Source organism: Pseudovibrio sp. W64 (assembly GCF_001623145.1).
GTDB lineage: Bacteria > Pseudomonadota > Alphaproteobacteria > Rhizobiales > Stappiaceae > Pseudovibrio.
Genome location: NZ_LMCI01000018.1, coordinates 110,351 through 129,977, shown reverse-complemented (window position 1 = coordinate 129,977; position 19,627 = coordinate 110,351). Strand labels below are relative to the sequence as shown.

21 protein-coding genes and 2 tRNA genes are annotated in these 19,627 nt (G+C 52.4%); 8 read left to right on the top strand and 15 right to left on the bottom strand.

The annotated features are described in order from the left end of the window. Positions 1 to 450 precede the first annotated feature (450 nt). The 6 genes from zwf (at position 451) to PsW64_RS09380 (ending at position 7,405) form a co-directional block, all read left to right on the top strand. Positions 451 to 1,923, top strand: a complete 1,473-nt coding sequence (zwf, locus tag PsW64_RS09405; protein WP_063303436.1) for a glucose-6-phosphate dehydrogenase — start codon at positions 451 to 453, stop codon at positions 1,921 to 1,923. A 238-nt stretch (positions 1,924 to 2,161) separates the two neighbouring features. Next, on the top strand, positions 2,162 to 4,036 hold the full coding sequence (gene edd / locus PsW64_RS09400) for a phosphogluconate dehydratase (RefSeq protein WP_063303435.1): 1,875 nt from the start codon (positions 2,162 to 2,164) through the stop codon (positions 4,034 to 4,036). Then, entirely contained in the window at positions 4,036 to 4,677 is a 642-nt protein-coding gene (gene eda / locus PsW64_RS09395; protein WP_063289646.1) for a bifunctional 4-hydroxy-2-oxoglutarate aldolase/2-dehydro-3-deoxy-phosphogluconate aldolase, read from the top strand. Before edd ends, eda begins: the two co-directional genes overlap by 1 nt. 232 nt (positions 4,678 to 4,909) lie before the next feature. Further along, positions 4,910 to 6,553: a glucose-6-phosphate isomerase gene (gene pgi, locus PsW64_RS09390; protein ID WP_063303573.1), complete on the top strand. Its 1,644-nt coding sequence runs from the start codon at positions 4,910 to 4,912 to the stop codon at positions 6,551 to 6,553. 117 nt (positions 6,554 to 6,670) lie between these two features. Continuing rightward, on the top strand, positions 6,671 to 6,946 hold the full coding sequence (locus PsW64_RS09385) for a glycine zipper domain-containing protein (protein ID WP_057460914.1): 276 nt from the start codon (positions 6,671 to 6,673) through the stop codon (positions 6,944 to 6,946). Positions 6,947 to 7,141: 195 nt separating this feature from the next. Beyond that, on the top strand, positions 7,142 to 7,405 hold the full coding sequence (locus PsW64_RS09380; protein WP_057460919.1) for a glycine zipper domain-containing protein: 264 nt from the start codon (positions 7,142 to 7,144) through the stop codon (positions 7,403 to 7,405). 12 nt (positions 7,406 to 7,417) lie between these two features. On the opposite strand, the gene PsW64_RS09375 is transcribed toward PsW64_RS09380, so the two are convergent. Together PsW64_RS09375 and ald are read right to left on the bottom strand one after the other, a co-directional pair. Continuing rightward, positions 7,418 to 8,365 (bottom strand): hypothetical protein, encoded by a 948-nt coding sequence (locus PsW64_RS09375; protein ID WP_063303434.1) that lies wholly within the window; start codon positions 8,363 to 8,365, stop codon positions 7,418 to 7,420. A gap of 271 nt (positions 8,366 to 8,636) precedes the next feature. After that, positions 8,637 to 9,770: an alanine dehydrogenase gene (gene ald / locus PsW64_RS09370; protein ID WP_063303433.1), complete on the bottom strand. Its 1,134-nt coding sequence runs from the start codon at positions 9,768 to 9,770 to the stop codon at positions 8,637 to 8,639. 156 nt (positions 9,771 to 9,926) lie between these two features. Here ald and PsW64_RS09365 point away from each other — a divergent pair, with 156 nt between their 5' ends. Both PsW64_RS09365 and PsW64_RS09360 read left to right on the top strand, forming a co-directional pair. Next, positions 9,927 to 10,394, top strand: coding sequence for an Lrp/AsnC family transcriptional regulator (locus PsW64_RS09365; RefSeq protein WP_057460911.1), 468 nt, complete (start codon positions 9,927 to 9,929; stop codon positions 10,392 to 10,394). A gap of 125 nt (positions 10,395 to 10,519) precedes the next feature. Further along, complete coding sequence (locus tag PsW64_RS09360; protein WP_063289649.1) at positions 10,520 to 11,395, top strand: SMP-30/gluconolactonase/LRE family protein; 876 nt, start codon at positions 10,520 to 10,522, stop codon at positions 11,393 to 11,395. Between the two features lie 544 nt (positions 11,396 to 11,939). Here the strand turns inward: PsW64_RS09360 and trhO are convergent. The 13 genes from trhO to PsW64_RS09295 form a co-directional block, all read right to left on the bottom strand. Further along, the gene (gene trhO, locus PsW64_RS09355) at positions 11,940 to 12,758 is read right to left on the bottom strand and encodes an oxygen-dependent tRNA uridine(34) hydroxylase TrhO (protein ID WP_063303432.1); all 819 of its coding nucleotides are present in this window, start codon (positions 12,756 to 12,758) and stop codon (positions 11,940 to 11,942) included. Positions 12,759 to 12,909: 151 nt separating this feature from the next. Continuing rightward, complete coding sequence (locus tag PsW64_RS09350) at positions 12,910 to 13,233, bottom strand: RebB family R body protein (protein ID WP_057460908.1); 324 nt, start codon at positions 13,231 to 13,233, stop codon at positions 12,910 to 12,912. A gap of 237 nt (positions 13,234 to 13,470) precedes the next feature. Next, entirely contained in the window at positions 13,471 to 13,791 is a 321-nt protein-coding gene (locus tag PsW64_RS09345; protein ID WP_057460907.1) for a RebB family R body protein, read from the bottom strand. 159 nt (positions 13,792 to 13,950) lie between these two features. After that, complete coding sequence (locus tag PsW64_RS09340; RefSeq protein WP_057460918.1) at positions 13,951 to 14,247, bottom strand: RebB family R body protein; 297 nt, start codon at positions 14,245 to 14,247, stop codon at positions 13,951 to 13,953. A 203-nt stretch (positions 14,248 to 14,450) separates the two neighbouring features. Continuing rightward, positions 14,451 to 14,792 (bottom strand): RebB family R body protein, encoded by a 342-nt coding sequence (locus PsW64_RS09335; protein WP_063303431.1) that lies wholly within the window; start codon positions 14,790 to 14,792, stop codon positions 14,451 to 14,453. A 118-nt stretch (positions 14,793 to 14,910) separates the two neighbouring features. Continuing rightward, positions 14,911 to 15,570 (bottom strand): hypothetical protein, encoded by a 660-nt coding sequence (locus PsW64_RS09330; RefSeq protein WP_063289652.1) that lies wholly within the window; start codon positions 15,568 to 15,570, stop codon positions 14,911 to 14,913. A gap of 23 nt (positions 15,571 to 15,593) precedes the next feature. Then, the gene (locus tag PsW64_RS09325; RefSeq protein WP_057460905.1) at positions 15,594 to 16,010 is read right to left on the bottom strand and encodes a hypothetical protein; all 417 of its coding nucleotides are present in this window, start codon (positions 16,008 to 16,010) and stop codon (positions 15,594 to 15,596) included. Between the two features lie 137 nt (positions 16,011 to 16,147). Then, positions 16,148 to 16,867, bottom strand: coding sequence for a hypothetical protein (locus tag PsW64_RS09320; protein ID WP_063298113.1), 720 nt, complete (start codon positions 16,865 to 16,867; stop codon positions 16,148 to 16,150). 14 nt (positions 16,868 to 16,881) lie between these two features. Further along, a complete protein-coding gene (locus PsW64_RS09315; protein ID WP_054663306.1) occupies positions 16,882 to 17,142 on the bottom strand; it encodes a RebB family R body protein in 261 nt (86 codons plus the stop codon). Between the two features lie 78 nt (positions 17,143 to 17,220). Further along, the gene (locus PsW64_RS09310; protein WP_063303430.1) at positions 17,221 to 17,802 is read right to left on the bottom strand and encodes an RNA polymerase sigma factor; all 582 of its coding nucleotides are present in this window, start codon (positions 17,800 to 17,802) and stop codon (positions 17,221 to 17,223) included. 456 nt (positions 17,803 to 18,258) lie between these two features. Then, a complete protein-coding gene (locus PsW64_RS09305) occupies positions 18,259 to 18,804 on the bottom strand; it encodes an AAA family ATPase (RefSeq protein WP_063303429.1) in 546 nt (181 codons plus the stop codon). 172 nt (positions 18,805 to 18,976) lie between these two features. Then, a tRNA-Lys gene (locus PsW64_RS09300) sits at positions 18,977 to 19,052 on the bottom strand. 20 nt (positions 19,053 to 19,072) lie between these two features. Continuing rightward, a tRNA-Lys gene (locus PsW64_RS09295) sits at positions 19,073 to 19,148 on the bottom strand. Positions 19,149 to 19,627: the final 479 nt, after the last annotated feature.

Genomic DNA, 19,627 nt, shown 5'->3' with positions numbered 1-19,627 from the left:
GCTTCCTCATTTATATTTCCCTTGGGGCAAGCCTAGCAAAAGATCGCAAGCTCCCCAATGCCGCCATTACAAATGCTTGTTGGAATTGTACAAATCATGACAGTCAGAAAACAAAACCCACAGAAACTGTATTTTTTGAATGGCGACTTCCCCTTTCAGCACACCGAACTGCCTAGTTTCTAGGCACATTCGTATTTTTGCTTGCATTTTGATGAAACCCGCATCAAACAGAGGTGCAATTTCATAAATGCAACCTTTGTATGAGTTTTGATGCAGATAAGAGCAGTCTAACTGCCAAGCTTGCGGCTCACGTCCGCGCCTCTCACAACTCTACAATCAAATTTAATTCAGTTGGCCTGCTGGCTTGCTCCTGCAAATTCTCCAACTGATACCGCATGCCAAGCAATTGAAGCCGGATATCCGATACCGGCTCACGACTAAGGGAACTCCATGGCGAACCGTCCAGCTCAATCTGACCCATTTGATCTCGTTGTATTTGGAGGCACCGGCGATCTTGCACACCGCAAGCTGCTCCCAGCTCTCTATCATCGCGAACCAGTCGGTCATCTGGGCGAAGACGCGCGCATCATCGCAGTTTCCCGCCGCGAGCTCAGCGATACAGAGTACCGCGACTGGGCCCGCACTGCCATTTGTGAGCACGTCGCTGAAGTCAATCAGGAAGCTCTCGAACGCTTCCTCGCTCGTATCCAATATGTGTCCGTTGACGTTGCTCAGAACACCGGTTGGGAAGCTCTGGAGCAAAAACTGGCAGGCCGCGAAGACGTTGTCCGCGCTTTCTATCTCTCTGTTTCTCCAGATTTCTTCGGCCCAATCTGCTCCGCGCTCGGCGAACATAACCTCGTGACAGAAACGTCCCGCGTGACCATCGAAAAGCCGATCGGCAAGAACGGCAGATCTGCTCACGATGTCAACGAGACCATCGGTTCCGTCTTCAAAGAACACCAGATCTTCCGTATCGATCACTACCTCGGCAAAGAAACCGTTCAGAACCTTATGGCTCTGCGCTTTGCCAACGTACTGTTTGAACCACTCTGGAACGCGGCTCACATCGACCACGTACAGATCACCGTGGCAGAAACACTCGGCGTTGAAAGCCGCGCTGGTTACTACGACACCGCAGGCGCTCTGCGCGACATGGTCCAGAACCACCTGCTTCAGCTGCTTTGCCTCGTTGCTATGGAACCACCTGAGTCCATGGCACCAGACAGTGTGCGCGACGAGAAACTGAAGGTACTCAAAGCCCTTCGTCCAATGAGCAGCGAAATGGTCGAGCGCAACACAGTTCGCGGTCAGTACCGTGCCGGCGCATCTGCTGGTGGTGCTGTGAAGGGTTATCTGGAAGAGCTAGGTCGCAACGATTCCAACACTGAAACCTTCGTAGCTGCCAAGGTAGACATCGAAAACTGGCGTTGGGCCAACGTTCCGTTCTACCTGCGCACCGGCAAACGCCTTGCCGCTCGTGTTTCCGAAATCACCATCCAATTCAAAGACCTGCCTCACTCCATCTTCCTGCCAGATGCTGGACGGATTGCTGCAAACAAGCTGGTCATCCGCCTGCAGCCAGATGAAGGCGTGAAAATGCAGGTGATGATTAAGGACCCGGGCCCAGGCTCCATGCGGCTGCGTGAAGTTCCGCTGGACATGACCTTTGCTGAAGCCTTCAGCTCCCGTCATCCGGATGCTTATGAGCGCCTCATCATGGATATGATCCGTGGCAACCAGACCCTGTTCATGCGCCGTGACGAAGTCGAAGCGGCATGGACATGGATCGATCCGATCCTTGAACAATGGTCCCAAATTAAAGAAGCTCCAAAGCCTTATACCTCAGGCACGTGGGGCCCATCTGCTTCCATCGCACTTATCGAGCGTGATGGCCGTACATGGCATGATGAAACATATTGATTAAACACCAGGTGCCGGTCCGCTGGCACCTGGTCGCCCTTGCAAGTATTTCTCCCACTTGCGCCCATCCCCGAAAAAATCAAAATTGCCTACGGGCAGAGTTGTCAGAATAAAAATTAGGCTCAGAATTTAAATCGATTAAAACGACCAAAAACAGGGATTTCCTCCTCCCAGTCCCGCATCTGGTCATTCGGTTTGACTGATGAAAAGTCAAAGAACAAAAGGCAGAGCACAAGACATGGTTCACCCTCGCCTCAAAGAGATTACAGATCGCATAATCGAGCGCAGCGCTACGAGCAGACAAGACTATCTTCGTCGCATGAAAGCGCAGCACACAAACGCACCACAACGCACAAACCTCGGCTGCACTAACCTGGCACATGGCTTCGCAGCCTGTCCGGCAGCTGATAAACAGCACCTCGCCACAGACAAGCAGCCAAACCTCGGCATCGTCACCGCCTACAACGATATGCTTTCCGCACACCAGCCATACGAGAGCTACCCGGAAATCATCCGCGAAACAGTCCGCAAAATTCAGGCGACAGCTCAGGTTGCTGGCGGCGTACCAGCCATGTGCGATGGCGTGACACAGGGCCTGCCAGCGATGGACCTGTCACTGTTTTCCCGTGACCTGATCGCCATGTCCGTTGCCGTTGGTCTGTCACATGGCATGTTTGACGCGGCAGTGTTCCTCGGTGTTTGCGATAAGATTGTCCCGGGCCTGCTCATCGGTGCCTTGTCCTTCGGTCATCTACCGGCAATTTTCCTACCTGCTGGCCCAATGACCTCCGGCATTGCCAACGACGAGAAAGCCCGCATTCGCCAGCTGTTTGCAGAAGGCAAAGCAACCCGCGAAGAACTGCTTGCTTCTGAAAGCGCATCCTATCACTCACCTGGCACCTGTACTTTCTACGGCACCGCAAACTCCAATCAGATGCTGATGGAGATCATGGGCCTGCACATGCCGGGCAGCTCCTTCATCAACCCGCTCACACCACTGCGCAAAGCATTGGTTGAAGAAGCAGTCACACAAGTTGTCGAACTCACCGCGCAGCGCAGCACACCTACGCCGCTCTTTGAGATCATCGACGAACGCGCAATCGTAAACGGTGTCGTTGGCCTGCACGCAACAGGCGGCTCCACCAACCACACCATGCACCTCGTCGCAATCGCCGCCGCCGCTGGCATTCAGCTCACATGGCAGGACATCTCAGACCTGTCCGAGCTCGTCCCGTTGCTCGCCCGCGTTTATCCAAACGGCAAAAGCGATGTAAACCACTTTGAAGCAGCAGGCGGAATGGGGTTCCTCATTCGCGAACTGCTGGATGCAGGCATGCTGCACAAAGACGTCAAAACAGTCAACGGTACTGGCTTGGACGGTTACACCGTCAACGTCTTCCTTGATGACAAGGGTGGCGTCCTCCGCAAGCCAGCACCGGCTAAGGCATTGGATGAAACCATCCTTGCGCCAATGTCCGTTCCGTTCAACAAAGACGGCGGTCTCAAAGTCCTCACAGGCAACATCGGCTCTGCCATCATCAAAACCTCTGCTGTCGCACCTGATCGCCATATCATCGAAGCGCCAGCTCAGGTTTTCCATACGCAAGAAGATGTTGAAGCAGCCTTCAAAGCTGGCGAACTCAACAAAGATGTGATTGTCGTGCTCCGTTACGTTGGTCCGCAAGCCTGCGGCATGCCAGAAGCCCATAAACTGACGCCACCTCTTAGCGTTGTGCAGAACCGGGGGTATAAAGTCGCACTTGTAACAGATGGCCGGATGTCTGGCGCCAGTGGCAAGATCCCAGCTGCAATTCATGTTACTCCCGAGGCGATGGATGGTGGACCAATTGCAAAGGTAAGGGACGGTGACTTGCTGCGCCTTGATGCAGTAAGCGGTACGCTGGAACTGCTTGTTCCTGCAGATGAGTTTGCGCAAAGAACTGCCGCATCTGCAGACCTACAAGCTTACCAGAGTGGAACCGGAAGAGAATTATTCGCAAGTTTCAGAGCAAACGTGAGCTCAGCCGATACCGGCGCTCGCCTCTTCAATCTGGAACAGACAAACAAAACCCAACGGAATGCTGACACAATCAGCGCAATGGAGACAGTGTAATGGCTCAAAATATCGAGCGCGTAGAAGCAATCATGACCGCCGCCCCGGTGATCGCAGTTCTCATTGTCGATGACCCCAAAAAAGCAGTTCCAATGGCACAGGCCCTCGTGGACGGTGGCATCCCGGGCATCGAGATCACACTGCGCACTCCAAACGCTCTGGACTGCATCAAAGCAGTCGCTGACAACGTGGAAGGCGCTCTGGTTGGTGCTGGTACCGTTCTCACCCATCAGCAGTACGAAGCCTCCGTCAAAGCAGGGTCAACATTCGTCGTTTCTCCGGGCGCAACAGACAACCTCATCGCAGCTGCTGAAGATTTCCAGCAAACTCCTTTACTTCCGGGCACGTGCACTCCGTCTGAAGTGATGAAAATGCTGGAAGCAGGCTATGAGCGTCTCAAGTTCTTCCCGGCTGTTCCAGCCGGCGGCACTCCGATGTTGAAAGGTCTGTCTTCCCCTCTGGCTGCGGCTAAATTCTGCCCAACTGGTGGTATCAACCTTGGCAACGCACGTGATTTCCTTGCTCTGCCTAACGTCCTTTGCGTTGGTGGGTCCTGGATCGCAGACGCAAAAGCAATTGAATCCGAAGACTGGGCAGGCATTGAAAAGCGGGCTCGCGAAGCAGCTGCATTGACTGTTTAATCGCAAACCATCACGATTGATTGCATTGAATTTCTTACCCGGGGCCTTACATCAAGGACCTGTCATGCTCCTAAAAAGCATGAACATATTTCCGCGTAAGAAGACGCATAAAAACAAAACTTTAGAGCAGTTTGCACGTCCCGAAAAACGAGCAAGCTGCTTTACGGTAAATTGGCAAGGCGCGACACTCGCTGCCAGCCAGAAGCTATTACAAGAATAAATGGAGGCCTCGATGCCGACAGCTAATCCAAAAGATATCTTTAAACGCCTTGATGAACACGCTCAGGCCATTCATTCCACTAAGATTACCGATCTCTTCGCTGCAGATCCTTCTCGTTTTGATAAGTTTTCCCGCTCTTCTGACGACCTGCTCTACGATTTCTCCAAGAACAAGCTGACTGAAGAAACTCTGGAGCTCCTGCTCGAACTCGCACGCGCTGCCAATGTTGAAGCAAAACGCGATGCCATGTTCGCAGGTGAGCACATCAACACCACAGAAGACCGCGCCGTATTGCACACTGCCCTGCGTAACCAGTCCGAGAACCCAGTACTGGTGGACGGCAAAGACGTTATGCCTGACATCAACGAAGTGCTCGTCAACATGGGCGACTTCGCAGAAGGCATCCGTTCTGGCGAAATCACAGGCCATTCCGGCGAGAAAATCACAGACGTGGTCAACATCGGCATTGGTGGCTCTGACCTTGGTCCGGTGATGACAACTCTGGCTCTGGCCCCATATCATGATGGTCCGAACCTGCATTACGTCTCCAACGTAGACGGCGCACACATTGCCGACACTTTGGAAAACCTGAATCCGGCGAAGACCCTCTTCATCATCGCCAGCAAGACCTTCACCACTATTGAGACCATGACCAACGCGGCGACAGCCCGCCGTTGGATTGCCAAACACAACGGCGAAGAAGCCGTCGGAGCACACTTTGCAGCTGTCTCCACCGCACTGGAAAAGGTCGCGGCCTTTGGCATCTCGCAAGAGCGTGTCTTTGGCTTCTGGGACTGGGTCGGCGGACGTTACTCCATCTGGTCCGCGATCGGCCTCCCGCTCATGATCGCTATTGGTCCGGATGCATTCTCCGATTTCCTCGGCGGCGCCCATGCAATGGACAATCACTTCCGCACCACCCCGATTGAAGACAATATCCCGTTCCTGATGGGCCTCGTCGGTGTCTGGCATCGCAACGTGCTGGGTTACGACACCCGCGCAGTTCTGCCATATGATCAGCGCCTTGCCCGCTTCCCTGCCTACCTGCAACAGCTGGATATGGAATCCAACGGCAAAAGCGTCACCAAAGATGGCACAACGGTTGAAACCCAGACCGGCCCAATCGTCTGGGGTGAGCCTGGCACCAATGGCCAGCATGCGTTCTACCAGCTCATCCATCAGGGCACGAGCATCATTCCTTGCGAGTTTTTGGTTGCTGCCAACAGCCACGAAGAAGACCTGCAAACCCATCACAATCTCCTTCTGGCAAACTGCCTTGCCCAGAGTGAAGCCCTGCTCCGTGGCCGTTCTCTGGAAGAGGTTGAAGACAAGTTTCGTAAAGATGGAAAATCTGAAGAAGAGATTGCCAAACTAGCTCCACAAAAGGTCTTCCCGGGTAACCGGCCTTCAACCACCCTCCTCTATGATCGTCTCGATCCATTCACGCTGGGTAGGCTGATCGCGTCTTATGAACATCGCGTCTTTGTTGAAGGAGCGATTTGGAACATCAACTCCTACGACCAGTGGGGTGTTGAACTTGGAAAAGAACTCGCGACACAGCTGTTGCCAATGGTTGAAGGCAGCCAATCCGCAGCAAACAAAGACAGTTCGACCCAAGGCTTGTTAAAATATCTAAAGAAGGCGAGGAGCCTCTAATTTTTAACAAACTTTAACCATGTTCTTTTTGTTAGCTCGACCTCACAAAGTTAGAGCTGCCAGGAGGTATCGGGGTCCGGTCAAATTGGGATTGGCAGCAAAAGGAGACTGGAAAAAATGAAAAAAATTGCTCTTGCTGGTGTAAGTGTTGCATTGCTTGCCCTCGCTGGCTGTAACACATCTTCAAGCACGGACCGTACTCTCATCGGCGGTGGCCTTGGTGCTGCAACTGGTGCAGCCATCGGCGCTGCCACAGGCGGTGGTGTGGGGTCCGCTGTCGCTGGTGCAGCAATCGGCGGTGTAGCTGGTGGCATTGTTGGCAATGTGACAACTCCGAAAAACTGCACTGCCTATGATCAGTACGGTCGCCCTTACCGCGTAAAGTGCCCATAAGCCTCGCAAAAAGATTTGGTTACACCATTCCAAAGGCCCTGCAACCGCGGGGCCTTTTTGCGTTACATACCTACAACTCTCAAAAGGCAAACAGCTTCAACTTAACCACCTTGCCATCTCGTAAGCTGCATTCACTCATCTGCAACAGATCAGGTACTACCGTGGGTTTCAAACAATCAGCCCATGGGTAGGATCGTGAGAAAAGCAATAATCATAACAGCCACCCTGCTCACACTCGGTGCTTGCAGTGAGTATAACCGAACAGACCGCGTCCTCGTTGGCGGTGGTCTTGGTGCAGCCACCGGCGCTGCGATTGGAGCAGCAACAGGGGATGTTGGCGCGGCCTTTGCCGGTGCTGGTATCGGTGCCGTTGCAGGCGGGTTGATTGGTGCAGCCACCACTCCGCGCCGCTGTGTCGGCTACGACACCTATGGCCGCCCATACTACTACCGCTGCTGACAGCAATCCTCTCTACAGATCAGCCATAAAGTCTAGTGCAGTCATGTCCAGCTTGAAGCTGCGCGGGCTTTTGGCACCCGAACTTTGCTGCACCATCTTCTTGTAGATGATCTTATGCGCAGCCGCCAAAGCCATCTTGGCGTATTTCATCGCACCAACGCTATGCCGATTGCCAGAGATCCCTGCTCTACGCAGCAAACCATTGGCATAGATGATCGCATAAAAATCCCTGATCTCAGTGGTGAAGTGCTCAGTGGTCACCGAGATGTTCACTTCATCATGATTCTCAACCCGATGCGGGTTGTTGAGCGGCCAATGCGCCATCTCACCCGGGCTCAGCGTCACCTTTGTAGCGAACTCATCATACCAGGGCTCAAAGCGGATCTCTTCTTCGGTCGTTCCAAGGAAGATACCTTCCAACTGCTCATCAGAAAGAAACGGCGCGGTATTCTCATAAATATAAACGTCCTTATGGCCCTTCACCTGCCATAAGGATTGTCCGGGTACATCTGCATGATAGTACACTTGAGCACCGGGGGAAGAAATCAGCATCCCGGTCTTGTGCTTAAAGGTCTCAAAGCCTGGAACCTTCACCTCAAGCTCATCAAATATCTTCGATGTGACCTGCTTGAAACCTTCATCCCAGTCCTGAAGTGCACGAAGAGAAAGCCAGAACCGCCCTTCTTCTACAGCACGAAGCACATCCTCGCCTTTGGCGCCTTCAATACTGCCTTGTAGCCACTGGGACTTCTTGGTGCCAATCGCACCAGGACGAACAAAATCATAGTGCTCAGAGGGAGTGGTCTCGATCAACCGCGCCAGGTTTTCTGGCAGAAACACAGGTAACTCATGCAGGCGGTTGTTTAGCAGGAGCGTGTGCTTGCCGAACACCTCTTTGTAATGCTCTTTCCATTCAACAATCAAATCATGCTGAAGAACCAATTCCAAATCATGATACATGACGCCGCCCAATCAGAAAAATACTAGTAAATTTTGACCAGTATATCGAAACCGCACCTGCAAACTCATTAACGCCGCAGCAAACCGGTGACAGGGTAAACAGAACCTTTACCAACGCAAAACGGGAGCCAGTGGCCCCCGCTTCTAATCTCTAGAGCGCGTTCCGTTTGATTGGATTCAATCAAACGACAAGAATTCGCTCCGCCAAAGATGTTAGAGCACGGTGCGTGAATGCTAATGAACGCGACGTGCTCTAAGTCCGCTTAGACTTTCAGGCTGCTTCGGTTTCCTGAACCAGAGCAGCTTCCGGAGCTACGTAAGTGTAGCCCAGGTTTTCAGCAACTTCAGCAACAGTCACCTGACCCTTATAAACGTTCAGACCCGGCAGGAAGCCCGGGATGTCGCGAAGAGCAGCTGCGTAGCCTTTGTCAGCCAGCGCCAGAACGTATGGCAAGGTCGCATTGTTCAGCGCGTAGGTAGAGGTGCGAGCCACAGCACCCGGCATGTTTGCCACGCAGTAGTGAACCACTTCATCCACGATGTAGGTTGGATCCTGGTGAGTTGTTGCACGGGAGGTTTCAAAACAACCACCCTGGTCGATAGCAACGTCAACCACAACAGAACCCGGCTTCATCGCCTTGATGTGCTCTTTGGTCACCAGTTTCGGCGCAGCTGCACCAGCCACCAGAACAGCACCAACAACCAGATCAGCAGCCAGAACTTCTTTCTCAAGCGCAGCACGGTTGGAGAACACTGTCTTCAAACGGGAACCGAAGCGAGCAGAAAGGGCGTCGAGAACATCAACGTTTCTGTCCAGAACGGTAACATCAGAGCCAAGGCCGATTGCCATTTCAATTGCGTGGGCGCCAACAACACCGCCGCCAATCACAACGGTTTTCGCAGGAGCAACACCCGGTACACCGCCGAGTAGAACGCCAGCGCCGCCATTGGCTTTCTGCAGTGCAGTTGCACCTGCCTGAATGGAAAGACGACCAGCAACCTGAGACATAGGCGCCAGCAGAGGAAGGCGGCCTTTCTCATCCGTTACGGTTTCATAAGCGATGCAAACCGCGCCGGAGGCGACAAGGTCAGCAGTCTGCTCTGGATCCGGAGCCAGGTGTAGGTAGGTGAACAGCAGGTGATCAGGACGGAGCATCTTGCGCTCAACAGCCTGAGGTTCTTTCACCTTCACAATCATTTCTGCTTTCGAGAAGACGTCTGCAGCAGTCGGCAGGATGGATGCGCCAGCTGCAATATAGTCAGCATCGCTCGCGCCAATGCCAACACCGGCATTGGTTTCAACAACCACGTCGTGGCCATGAGCAACAACTTCACGCACGCTGTCTGGCGTCAGACCAACGCGATATTCGTGATTTTTTATTTCCTTAGGAACACCAACAAGCATCACAATCTCCCAATCAGCTTCGGCTTTGTGTTTCTACATAGCTTATGGAAATCTCAACTGCAGATGCTTGCAATGTGCGCATGACACGGTACATTTTAGCAAACATCTACGAATAAACATCGTTCAGACACAATAATCTGCGAAAACGGCAAAGCTATGAAACTCGACAAGCTTGATAAAAAGATCCTCCGTGCGCTGCAGGACAATGGCCGTATCTCCAATTCTGATCTTGCAGATCATGTGGGTCTGTCCGCCTCTGCCTGCTTGCGTCGTGTCCGGACTCTGGAGGGTGAAGGCGTCATCGAGAAATACGTCGCACTGCTCAATCCGAAAAAGCTGGGCAAGCGTATGAGTGTCTTTGTCGAGATCTCACTCGGTTCTCAGTCAGAGGAAGCCCTTTCAACATTCGAGAAAGCCGTTGATCGCTCCACCGAGATTATGGAGTGCCACCTCATGGGCGGCGATGCGGATTACATCCTGCGTGTGATGGCCGATGATCCGGTTGATTTTGAGCGCATCCACCGTGACCACCTCACCCGCCTTCCCGGCGTTGTGCGCATGCGTTCCTCCTTCGCGATCCGCTCCACCAAACAAGGCAGCGCCCTGCCAATTTCCGAGAGCTAATTCACCTCGGAAACCTTGCGGTTTTCTCACAGGCATACTCGACGCTTCTGCCAAACCTCTCTATAACAACGCTCAATTGTATATTGCTGCAGCTCTCCCGGGCTGCATGAGTATGGAGCACGACTTTGACCCCAATTATCACTTGCTTGCTGGACGGTCGCTACGAGCTGGCCGAAGGTCTCCTCTGGGATGAGCTGACAAAACACCTGTTCTTCTGTGACATCCTCGGAAAACAGATCCATGCAATGCATTGGGATAGCAAAGAAGTCACCACATGGGACTTCCCGAAAGTCGTTGGCTCCTTCGGCCTTTGTAAAGACGGTCGCCTCATCGTGGCGATGAAAGACGAAATCATCCTGTTCGATACAGGAACCAAAATGTACGAGGTCATCGCAAAGATTGAGCCGGATAATCCACGCACCCGTCTGAACGACGGTAAGGTCGGACCTGACGGCGCATTCTGGGTGGGTACCATGGATGACATCAGTCCAAGAACCCCTATCGCCAGCCTCTATCGCGTCACGCCAGACGGCAACGTCACGCAGATCGCCACGGAAATCAGAACCTCCAACGGCTTGGCATGGTCTCCGGACAACAAGACCATGTACCACTCTGACACCGGCTCCGGTGAAGTCTTCGCCTATGATTTCGACCGCGACTTCGGTGCTGTCACCAACCAGCGCAAGTTCCTGCAGCTGGACAACACAGTGGGCAGACCTGACGGCGCAACAACAGACACCGATGGCAACTACTGGTCCGCAGGCGTCTCAGCGGGCAACGTCAACTGCTTTGATCCGGATGGACAGCTGCTGCAGTCCATCGCCATGCCAGTCCCACGCCCGACCATCCCGTGCTTTGCAGGTCCAAACCTGGGCACACTGGTCGTGGCAAGCCTGCGCCCGCATGGAGATGAGGAGCTTCTCAAGGAGTTCCCAAAATCAGGCGGTCTATTCGCAATGGATGTGGAGCACAAAGGTCTGCCAGCCTGCCGCTTTGGCTAAGCTCTGCCCTGCGTCTTGAAAAACAAACAGATTTAGCACCGCTGGCTCATGTCCGGCGGTGTTGTCGTTTGGGCCCCGGAGTGCGGGGTGAGCAAGGCGAGCAGGCAGTGCCTGCGCATTATGAGTAAATTAGTTTCTTCGGCATTGGCTGCTCGCCTCGCCCGGGCGTTTTTGTATGAAACAAGGTCTCCACCGAAAGGCATTGGGAGCAGGCACCATCAGCAACAAACACACCAGCCAGAGGCAAATGTGAGTATCAGTGATAGCTAAACGCCTGCCAGTGTAGACGCCCATCGGGTGACCAGCTTCCGCTTGGTCCCTGCACTAAAGACTTTCAAGGGGTGTTTCAACGGACCCGCCGGAGGATGCGTTATGTCTCCCGGTAGCCCCGCCCAGCTCACGCTGCACTGACGGTCGCTCCGCCAGCTGCCCGTTTACGTGAACATGAGATCAACAATAAGCTAGCCTGAGCAAACGGGGATAAGATTTTCCGGATGCAGACAAAAGTAAGGGGCAGTCAAACCGCCCCTCAATCAACTCTGCTTCAGCTTTCACCAGCCTCAGAAGGCTTGTCGTCAATCTGGTAGGGCGCGAGAACCTTCTTGGTTTTCTCCGGCAGGTTCTTCCCCCAGCCAGCATCAAGCTTGTGGTCAACAGACACGCGGTCATCAAACACAAAGCACTCGCCTTTCCAGAGGCTCTCGTCCTCTGGCACATTTTCCAGATAATTCAGAATACCGCCCTCAAGGTGGTAAACCTCATCATAGCCCTGCTCCAGCATCAAGCCGGTAGCCCGCTCACAACGGATACCGCCGGTGCAGAACATGGCAACCTTCTTCTTGGCGCGCAGAGAATTGTCATTGCGTTTGACCCACTCAGGAAACTCATTAAAAGTCTCCGTGTCTGGGTCCAACGCACCTTCAAACGTGCCCAGAGCAAACTCATAGTCATTGCGCGTATCAATCACGACCGTATCCGGGTCAGAGATCAGCGCATTCCAGTCCTCTGGCTTCACATAGGTGCCGACAAGATCATTCGGATCAATATGGTTCACGCCCATATTCACGATCGCTTGCTTCAAACGCACCTTCATGCGCTTGAATGGAACTTGCTTCGCCCAGCTTTCCTTGACGATGATGTCATGAAAACGCGAGTCTTTGCGCAAGTAGGCAATCACGTCCCGCATCTGCGGTTCTTCACCAGCAATAGTTCCGTTAATGCCCTCACGAGCAATAAGAAGACTGCCGCGAATACCACGGCTTTTGCAGTAGTCAAGCAGAGGTTCGCGCATGTCTTCAAAGTCCGCAAACTCAACAAACTTGTAGAGCGCACAGACCAAAATGGGGGTTAGCGTATGTGTCATTCTTTGCCTTTGTGGGCTTATTCGTAGCAGTACCTATACCCATTTCCATCGGGTCTGTCAGCAAAAGAGACCATACCAAAACTGCAAACCTCCCCTGCCGAAGCAGGGAAGGTTGAAATGTAACTCGCACGAGAGGTCGTCACAGGTTCATTTACCGGCCCGGACGGAAGGTTTCCATAATGGTAAGAAGCGTCTGAAGCTGATCCGGCGTACCAGACTGAGCAACCTTTTCCGTAGCACCAGCAGCTGCCATGGTATCCATGGAGTAGATCTGCATAACGCCCTGGTTGGTTGCAGCCTGAGCCAGAATGTTCTGCTGCTGAGAAGCAGCCACGTTATTCTCAAAGAGAATACCGGTTGAGTGCGCCATAGTCTGGAAAAGCGAACCCATAGCCATGGCGGGTGCTTCACCAACAACCTTCACATTGGTTTGTGTGACGGCATCAGTAATCATTGGATTTACCGTATCCGGCATAGTCGTCATCCTTAAAAATGCAGCATATCTTTCGAAGAGACGAAACCGCCTTTCGAATACCGATACGCGGGAGACAGAAACAAAAGCAGCTCAGCAGAATATGAACTGCCATGAATAAGAGAAGTCGTGTCCGGTGATTTCACAGAGAACCACCAGGGGCATGCCCACCTGAAAACCAACCGGACACCATTAACTGCAAGTTGAACCAACGCCGCCGGAGGGCGACGCCTAAACCCGTTAGGTTGGGTTGAAAACGCGCATGATTGTCAGCAGCGTGTTCAACTGGTCTGGTGTGCCGCTCTGAGCAACTTTTTCGGTAGCACCAGCACCAGCCATCGTATCCATGGAGTAAATCTGCATGACTCCCTGGTTAGCCGCTGCCTGAGAAAGAATGTTCTGCTGCTGAGCGGCAGAGACATAATTCTCAAAGAGAATTCCGGTGGAATGAGCCATTGTCTGAAAGACACTGCCCATTGCCATCGCAGGGGCTTCACCCACGACCTTTACGTTGGACTGGGTAACCGCGTCAGTGATCATAGGGCTAACAGTTGTTGGCATTCTAATAGTCCTCTTTCATACAGTTCTGGTCAAAATCCGGTTCTGCATTTCCTTGAACTGGCTCCAAAGGAGTACGCGCTACTACAACTTAAAGGATGCATCAGAACCATTCTCATCGCTCTGGCCTTTGCACCAGAAAGCGAAGCTCGAAAGTTCCGGTTATGGGTTGAAACTACGCAAGGTAGTCAGCAGCGTGCTGAGTTGGTCAGCTGTCCCAGCCTGAGCAACTTTTTCTGTGGCCGATGCCCCGGCCGTTGTATTCGCGGAATAGATTTGCATGACGCCCATGTTGGTCGTCGCCTGTGCAAGAATGGTAGATTGAGACGCGGATGCGACTGAGTTCTGCAACAAAATGCCCGTTGAATGTGCAAGGGATGCATAGAGGTTTCCCATCGCAATTGCAGGCGCTTGCCCAAGCACCGTTACATTGGATTGCGTGACAGCATCCGTCACCATGCCACCCTCTGGTATTACGGGGCCAATCCCCGGTAGATCCGCCATAAATCACTCCCACCTGATCAACCGAACTCATGAGCAGTTCGGTAAAAACGCAGCCCTGCTTCACCTCTGATCAAGCGCAAGCACTGCACTGACCAGAGGCAAACTCTCAATTATTTAGAAAACTCAATGGCCGTTGCAGATCGACCAAACACCACGACTTAACGCGAAAAGTACCGACACAATGTTCCGAGCAAACTCTCGTTCACCTGCTCGGCTTCCTTCGGATCCATATGTGAAATGCTGTTTGCAGCAGCCATGGAACCAACAGAATAAGTATGCAAAATTCCCTGATTCAAAGCGGTCTGCGCAATGATGTTCTGGCGCTGTGCATTCGAGACGGAATTCTCAAAAAGCACCCCTGTCGATTGCGCCGCTGTCAGGAAGGTCAGCGCCAGCGCGAACGCAGGAGCCACCCCAAGAATTGCAATCACGTCAGCATCAACAGTTCCATCATCGGAGGGTTTTGCTGCGCCACATTGTTCCTCAATAGTCTTTGGCATTTTTTCTCCAATATGCTTGTTATTATTGCCATTTACAGACTATTGACGCCGCTCCTCTCTATTTGTGAACTCTTTCCTAAGAGCCAATGCCCTTCGTAAGAATTGGTTCACACATCACTCATCTATCGCGAGTTCTCTGTTGCAGATAACTAATCAAAAGCTCGGAGAGCTTCTCATTGAGCGGTGCAATCTGCCTTGAAAGCTCCGACTTGATTTCCTTCTTCAGAAAATCCCGCATGGCTTCAGCAGCCTGTACCGCCATCGCTTCCTGATTGGGAACCCCGCCCTGACCGGGCAGGCCAGAGCCCGGAAACTGCGCCATGCCGGGACCAGCTTGCGGCCCACCTTGCCCAGGCACCATTTGCGGCTGCGGCTGTGCAGGCGGTGGTGCTGGTGGTGATTGCGGTTCCTCCTCCTCATCCCCAGTACCAATCACGCTCTTAATCGTCGTAATCTCTTCATCAATGGAGGTGCACAGCTTGGCTGCCGCCTGCTCCACTTCAGACACAATCGTCTGCGCAGAGGATGTTGCATCGTCACAAGCCCGATTGATCTGCGCCTGCTGCTGGCGGATTTCAGCAACCACCTCATTGTAGTTTGGAATGCCCTGCCTCAGCTGCGCAAATTCACTGGCCGCTTGATCCACATTCTGCTTCACCTTGGTCAGCTGCACGACAGCATCATCCAGCGCAGAGTTGAATTCCGGGCCCGGCGTCACCGTGACCTTTTGAGGACCAGCATCTGCGGCCCCTGACGTTCCGTTCGCGGCTGTACTCATCGCCTCACTCCTCAAGTCCAGTCTTACCAGTTGTGATCTGAATTTCGCTCGGAACTACGGTCCTCTCCCCGCGCATCAAACTCAATGTCACCAGTGGAGGTAAACCGCGCAAGAAGCTCCTCTTCCACCCCATCCTGGATCAACCGGTCCTCGTCTTCACGGTCCTCATACCGGTCGGCCTCTTCCTGCAATCGCTCATCGCGAAACCCGAGAACCACATCCGCTGCAGTAATGCCATCTTCACACACCAGCATCCCTTCCGCCTTCACCAGCGCATCCCGCGCCAGACTCAGATGACACAGAAGCCCTGGCAGCGTCTCAACACCAGACCGCGACAGCGTAAGCGTCTCTTCCTGCTCGATAACCCCTTCCCAGCGGCGCAACTGATTGAGGATCACCTCCTCCAATTCCTCTCGAATGTATGTAACGTCCCGTTCCATATCTCACCTTTAGAGCTGACCGGGGATCTGCCTATCGCGTCAGAGCCCGAAGAAAAGTCGCAAGCAAAATGTAGTCCTATTGAAACAACAGCGTAATTTCCTGAAACAGATCCATCAGCTGACCCGCTTCCGGCAGATCACTCACTCACATCCTGAAACGCCGAGATGGCATTGGTCACCATGACGTTCAGCTCCGTCAGCGCAGGTGTCGCTGCCAGCGCCGGATCCTGTGCGATCTTCGCGGCCACAATCGCCTGTGCAGCCATAGAGATTTGCATGACACCGTTCATGTAAGTTTCTGCATTTTGCGACGCATGCCCGCTGGACTGCTTGGTCATCACATCATCAGGAATGGAGATCATCGACTCCAATCCTTGGTAATTTTGAAAGTTGGTAAACTGCACGGCCTGAGTAATCTGTTCGTTTAAAGCAGAAGTTGAAGGCGCAGAGGTTGGCAATGGTGGATAGGATGGCCCGGAGGACTGCTCCTTCCCGGTATCCGTGGATGTGCCCTGCGACTGCCCACCCGCTCCGTCAGAACCGGTAGTATCCTCAAAGTCTGCACCGCCAGCAGATCCCTTTTCACTATCCATCACCATGGTTTGTTGCGCTCCGGATTGACTGTTGCTCTCACTTGCTGTGTTGACGGTTTCCGTTGCCGCCTGTGAGGACATTTTGACCGCTGGAGAAGATCGCTGAGCACCCTGTGTTCTGGATGCCTCAGCACCGGACTGAGTTGAGGAACGCAAACTATTATCGCTCAAAGGTCCGTGGAGCAGAGAGATCAGGCGCCGCCGACGCGTAATCGCATTCTCATACTCTTGAGAAGCTGAACTCTCACCTCTCTCCCTCACCATCAAATTCCCTCAAATTAGCCACCTGAAGGTTTAGACTCCGCTCCAGACGTCGGGCCTATTTCCATAATCAGCTGAACGCCCTTGGACACCACAGCCGTCGATATCTGGTTCATGGATTGCTGCGCATGGGTCGCATTTTGAACCGACAGTCCCGTCGCATTGCTTACCACCTGATACAGATTGGCAATTGCCTGAGAAGGCGCTTCACCCACCACCTTCACATTTGTCTGGGTAACGGCATCCGTCACCTGAGCATTTACAGTATCTTCCGCCATGCTTTCGCCCTCGCAGTCTAAATTCGTTAACTATTCGGAGAGACGCACTCCCAACCCTCCTGTGAACATTCAATCTGCTCAATTGAGCCGCTTACGCTTCTTGGAGCGGGCATCTCTCAGCTTCTCACGCAAAAACTGCACCCGCTTGCGGGCCAAAGCCTGAGAAATATTCAGCTCCTCCGAAATCTCGCTGTAACTGCGATCCTCGGCAAACTTCATGGAAAAAATCTGCTGATAGATAAGAGGAAGCCGCTCCAGCGTCTTGCTGATCAACATCAGCTCTTCCTTCTGTGCCAGCAGCACTTCCTGCGGTGCGCTTTCAATCTCTGTATTGGTCAGATGTTCGTCGTAAACATCCTTATCGCCATCACGAAACTGATATTCATAACGCTTCTTCCGGTACTGACTGATGAACTCGTTTTTGAGCGCGTACATAAAAAAGGCAATTGGCTCCCTCATATTCAAGGGACGCTGTTCAAAGTGCGATGCAACCTTAATGATCGTTGCTGACATCAACTCTTCAGCCGCATCCATGTCACCACCCGTAAGATGAAATGCTCTTCCGAATATCTTTTTTCTATGTTCGTTCCAGTATTCCCAAACAGGCGTCAAATCCTGACGCCCATCAAGATGTTCTAGTCGTGTATTCTTGTAATACATCCGCCACACCTCAATGTATAACAGACTAAATCCCTGAACACCACAAAGAGACATCACGAAACATACACCAGAACTGGCATGGAGAACAGATATCAACTTTATTTCTAGAGAATTCGTCCGCTTCGATAGAGATGAAGCTACGGATATTCTTGTTTACGGAAAACCAACGCAATTTTATGGGTTGTATCAATTCACGCTTACAACCCACGATAACAGAACGTGAACCAGATTAGAAATTTTAAGAGGTTCCAGTCACTTAACGACCTTCGGGTAATCAACCTTGCAGAATTACAACACAACCAGAAACACGACGACGACCTGTTAACAACCTATAAGGTGTATGCTTGAGATTGATACAACCCGAAAAATGCATAAGCCCAATCTCATAGAGCAACATCCACCCTGCTCTTAATAGACAGCCCACCCGACGTTTTGTGACATCAGCGATTCTAGAAATTAAAGCAGGGAACGTTTTCCGACGCGCTCAATCACAAACCGCGCACGCTCTTCAACACACATTTGCGGCACTTCAACCAGCTCATATCCATAGGCACGATAGCCCGAAACATTCGCGGCATAATCCTGGCATGCAAAGTCAAAGCCATGCGTTCGCTCCGCATCATGTTCAAAAATCTCTCTCCACGGCGCACACACAAACACAGGCGACGCAAACCGCCTCAGTTGCGCAGCACGAACCATGCTCTCAGGAACAGAAGCCCCAATAATTGCACTATACGCAATCGCTTCCAGAAAACTGCGATCATGGAACACAGTCTCACCTGACCGCATCCCTCCCTGATCAAACGCCGCAATAGAACGCTCAAACAACAAATCCCGAAAAGCAACACGGTCTTGATCAGGAAGGGCAGAACCACCAATCCTACGCTGCTCCCGCACCAATTGACGCCCAACCTCCTCCCGGCACGCATACCCAAGAGACTTGAGATAAGCCAGCAAAGTAGATTTCCCAGCACCAGACGCACCAGTAATGACAAAATCCATCACAAAACCTTTCAAAGAAAGAGCGGAACAAACGATAGATTGGGAAGAGAGTTCGAAAACCAGAATGCAAGGAATGCAAAAAGGGGTGCGATCACTTTGAAGCAAAGCACACACAAACACCACCAAGGCATAAAAGCCTTTGTGAAACAGTCACCGATTTTCTGAAAGAAAATGGTGAGCCCGCACGGGTTCGAACCGTGGACCTACTGATTAAAAGTCAGTTGCTCTACCAGCTGAGCTACGGGCTCACTAAACACGAGACGTTTGTTGGTGGGTGCATAGGGATTCGAACCCTAGACCGGCTGATTAAGAGTCAGCTGCTCTACCAACTGAGCTATACACCCAAAACGTTTCCCGCCGAAGCGATGGCGGGTGTATATAAAGCCTTTAGCAAGAGCGCAAGGCCCTAGGTGCAACTTTTCAAAAATGTCTTGTGTAAAGTAAACTTATCCCAGACTAACCTATGCAAATCTACGAATTTTCGCAGCACAAACACAATTCAGAAGTGCGAAACGCGAAAAAACACCGCAAATTTCACAAGACTGACCTCTTATCAATTAGTCCAACGCAAATTTTTCATCAAACAACCAACTACGGGCCACCCCAGCTCTCCTTATCAGTCAGAGGCGTGCACTGCAGCTAAAGTGGCCCCGCCAGCATCGCACTGCAAAATCCTGTATTTCTGCGGGTTCGCTCAAGTGCAACAGTTGCGCCTGGAAAAGCCAATACAAACAGAGCGAGTAGGACTTTCCGCCACGCAACTTCTGCAAAGCACGCTGACTATTGCAGATAACTCAAGGAAACGAGAGGTCTTTGCGGCGCA

Excerpts from the sequence above, each read along its gene's own strand:
- PsW64_RS09340 (WP_057460918.1), bottom strand. The coding sequence starts at position 14,247 with ATGGTGACGGATGCTGTCACGCAATCCAATGTAACGGTGCTTGGGCAA.
- edd (WP_063303435.1), top strand. The coding sequence starts at position 2,162 with ATGGTTCACCCTCGCCTCAAAGAGATTACAGATCGCATAATCGAGCGC.
- zwf (WP_063303436.1), top strand. The coding sequence starts at position 451 with ATGGCGAACCGTCCAGCTCAATCTGACCCATTTGATCTCGTTGTATTT.
- PsW64_RS09325 (WP_057460905.1), bottom strand. The coding sequence starts at position 16,010 with ATGGAACGGGACGTTACATACATTCGAGAGGAATTGGAGGAGGTGATC.
- trhO (WP_063303432.1), bottom strand. The coding sequence starts at position 12,758 with ATGACACATACGCTAACCCCCATTTTGGTCTGTGCGCTCTACAAGTTT.
- ald (WP_063303433.1), bottom strand. The coding sequence starts at position 9,770 with ATGCTTGTTGGTGTTCCTAAGGAAATAAAAAATCACGAATATCGCGTT.
- PsW64_RS09315 (WP_054663306.1), bottom strand. The coding sequence starts at position 17,142 with ATGGCGGAAGATACTGTAAATGCTCAGGTGACGGATGCCGTTACCCAG.
- PsW64_RS09335 (WP_063303431.1), bottom strand. The coding sequence starts at position 14,792 with ATGCCAAAGACTATTGAGGAACAATGTGGCGCAGCAAAACCCTCCGAT.
- PsW64_RS09305 (WP_063303429.1), bottom strand. The coding sequence starts at position 18,804 with ATGGATTTTGTCATTACTGGTGCGTCTGGTGCTGGGAAATCTACTTTG.
- PsW64_RS09365 (WP_057460911.1), top strand. The coding sequence starts at position 9,927 with ATGAAACTCGACAAGCTTGATAAAAAGATCCTCCGTGCGCTGCAGGAC.
- PsW64_RS09330 (WP_063289652.1), bottom strand. The coding sequence starts at position 15,570 with ATGAGTACAGCCGCGAACGGAACGTCAGGGGCCGCAGATGCTGGTCCT.
- eda (WP_063289646.1), top strand. The coding sequence starts at position 4,036 with ATGGCTCAAAATATCGAGCGCGTAGAAGCAATCATGACCGCCGCCCCG.
- PsW64_RS09385 (WP_057460914.1), top strand. The coding sequence starts at position 6,671 with ATGAAAAAAATTGCTCTTGCTGGTGTAAGTGTTGCATTGCTTGCCCTC.
- PsW64_RS09310 (WP_063303430.1), bottom strand. The coding sequence starts at position 17,802 with ATGTATTACAAGAATACACGACTAGAACATCTTGATGGGCGTCAGGAT.
- PsW64_RS09375 (WP_063303434.1), bottom strand. The coding sequence starts at position 8,365 with ATGTATCATGATTTGGAATTGGTTCTTCAGCATGATTTGATTGTTGAA.
- PsW64_RS09345 (WP_057460907.1), bottom strand. The coding sequence starts at position 13,791 with ATGCCAACAACTGTTAGCCCTATGATCACTGACGCGGTTACCCAGTCC.
- PsW64_RS09350 (WP_057460908.1), bottom strand. The coding sequence starts at position 13,233 with ATGCCGGATACGGTAAATCCAATGATTACTGATGCCGTCACACAAACC.
- PsW64_RS09320 (WP_063298113.1), bottom strand. The coding sequence starts at position 16,867 with ATGGTGAGGGAGAGAGGTGAGAGTTCAGCTTCTCAAGAGTATGAGAAT.
- pgi (WP_063303573.1), top strand. The coding sequence starts at position 4,910 with ATGCCGACAGCTAATCCAAAAGATATCTTTAAACGCCTTGATGAACAC.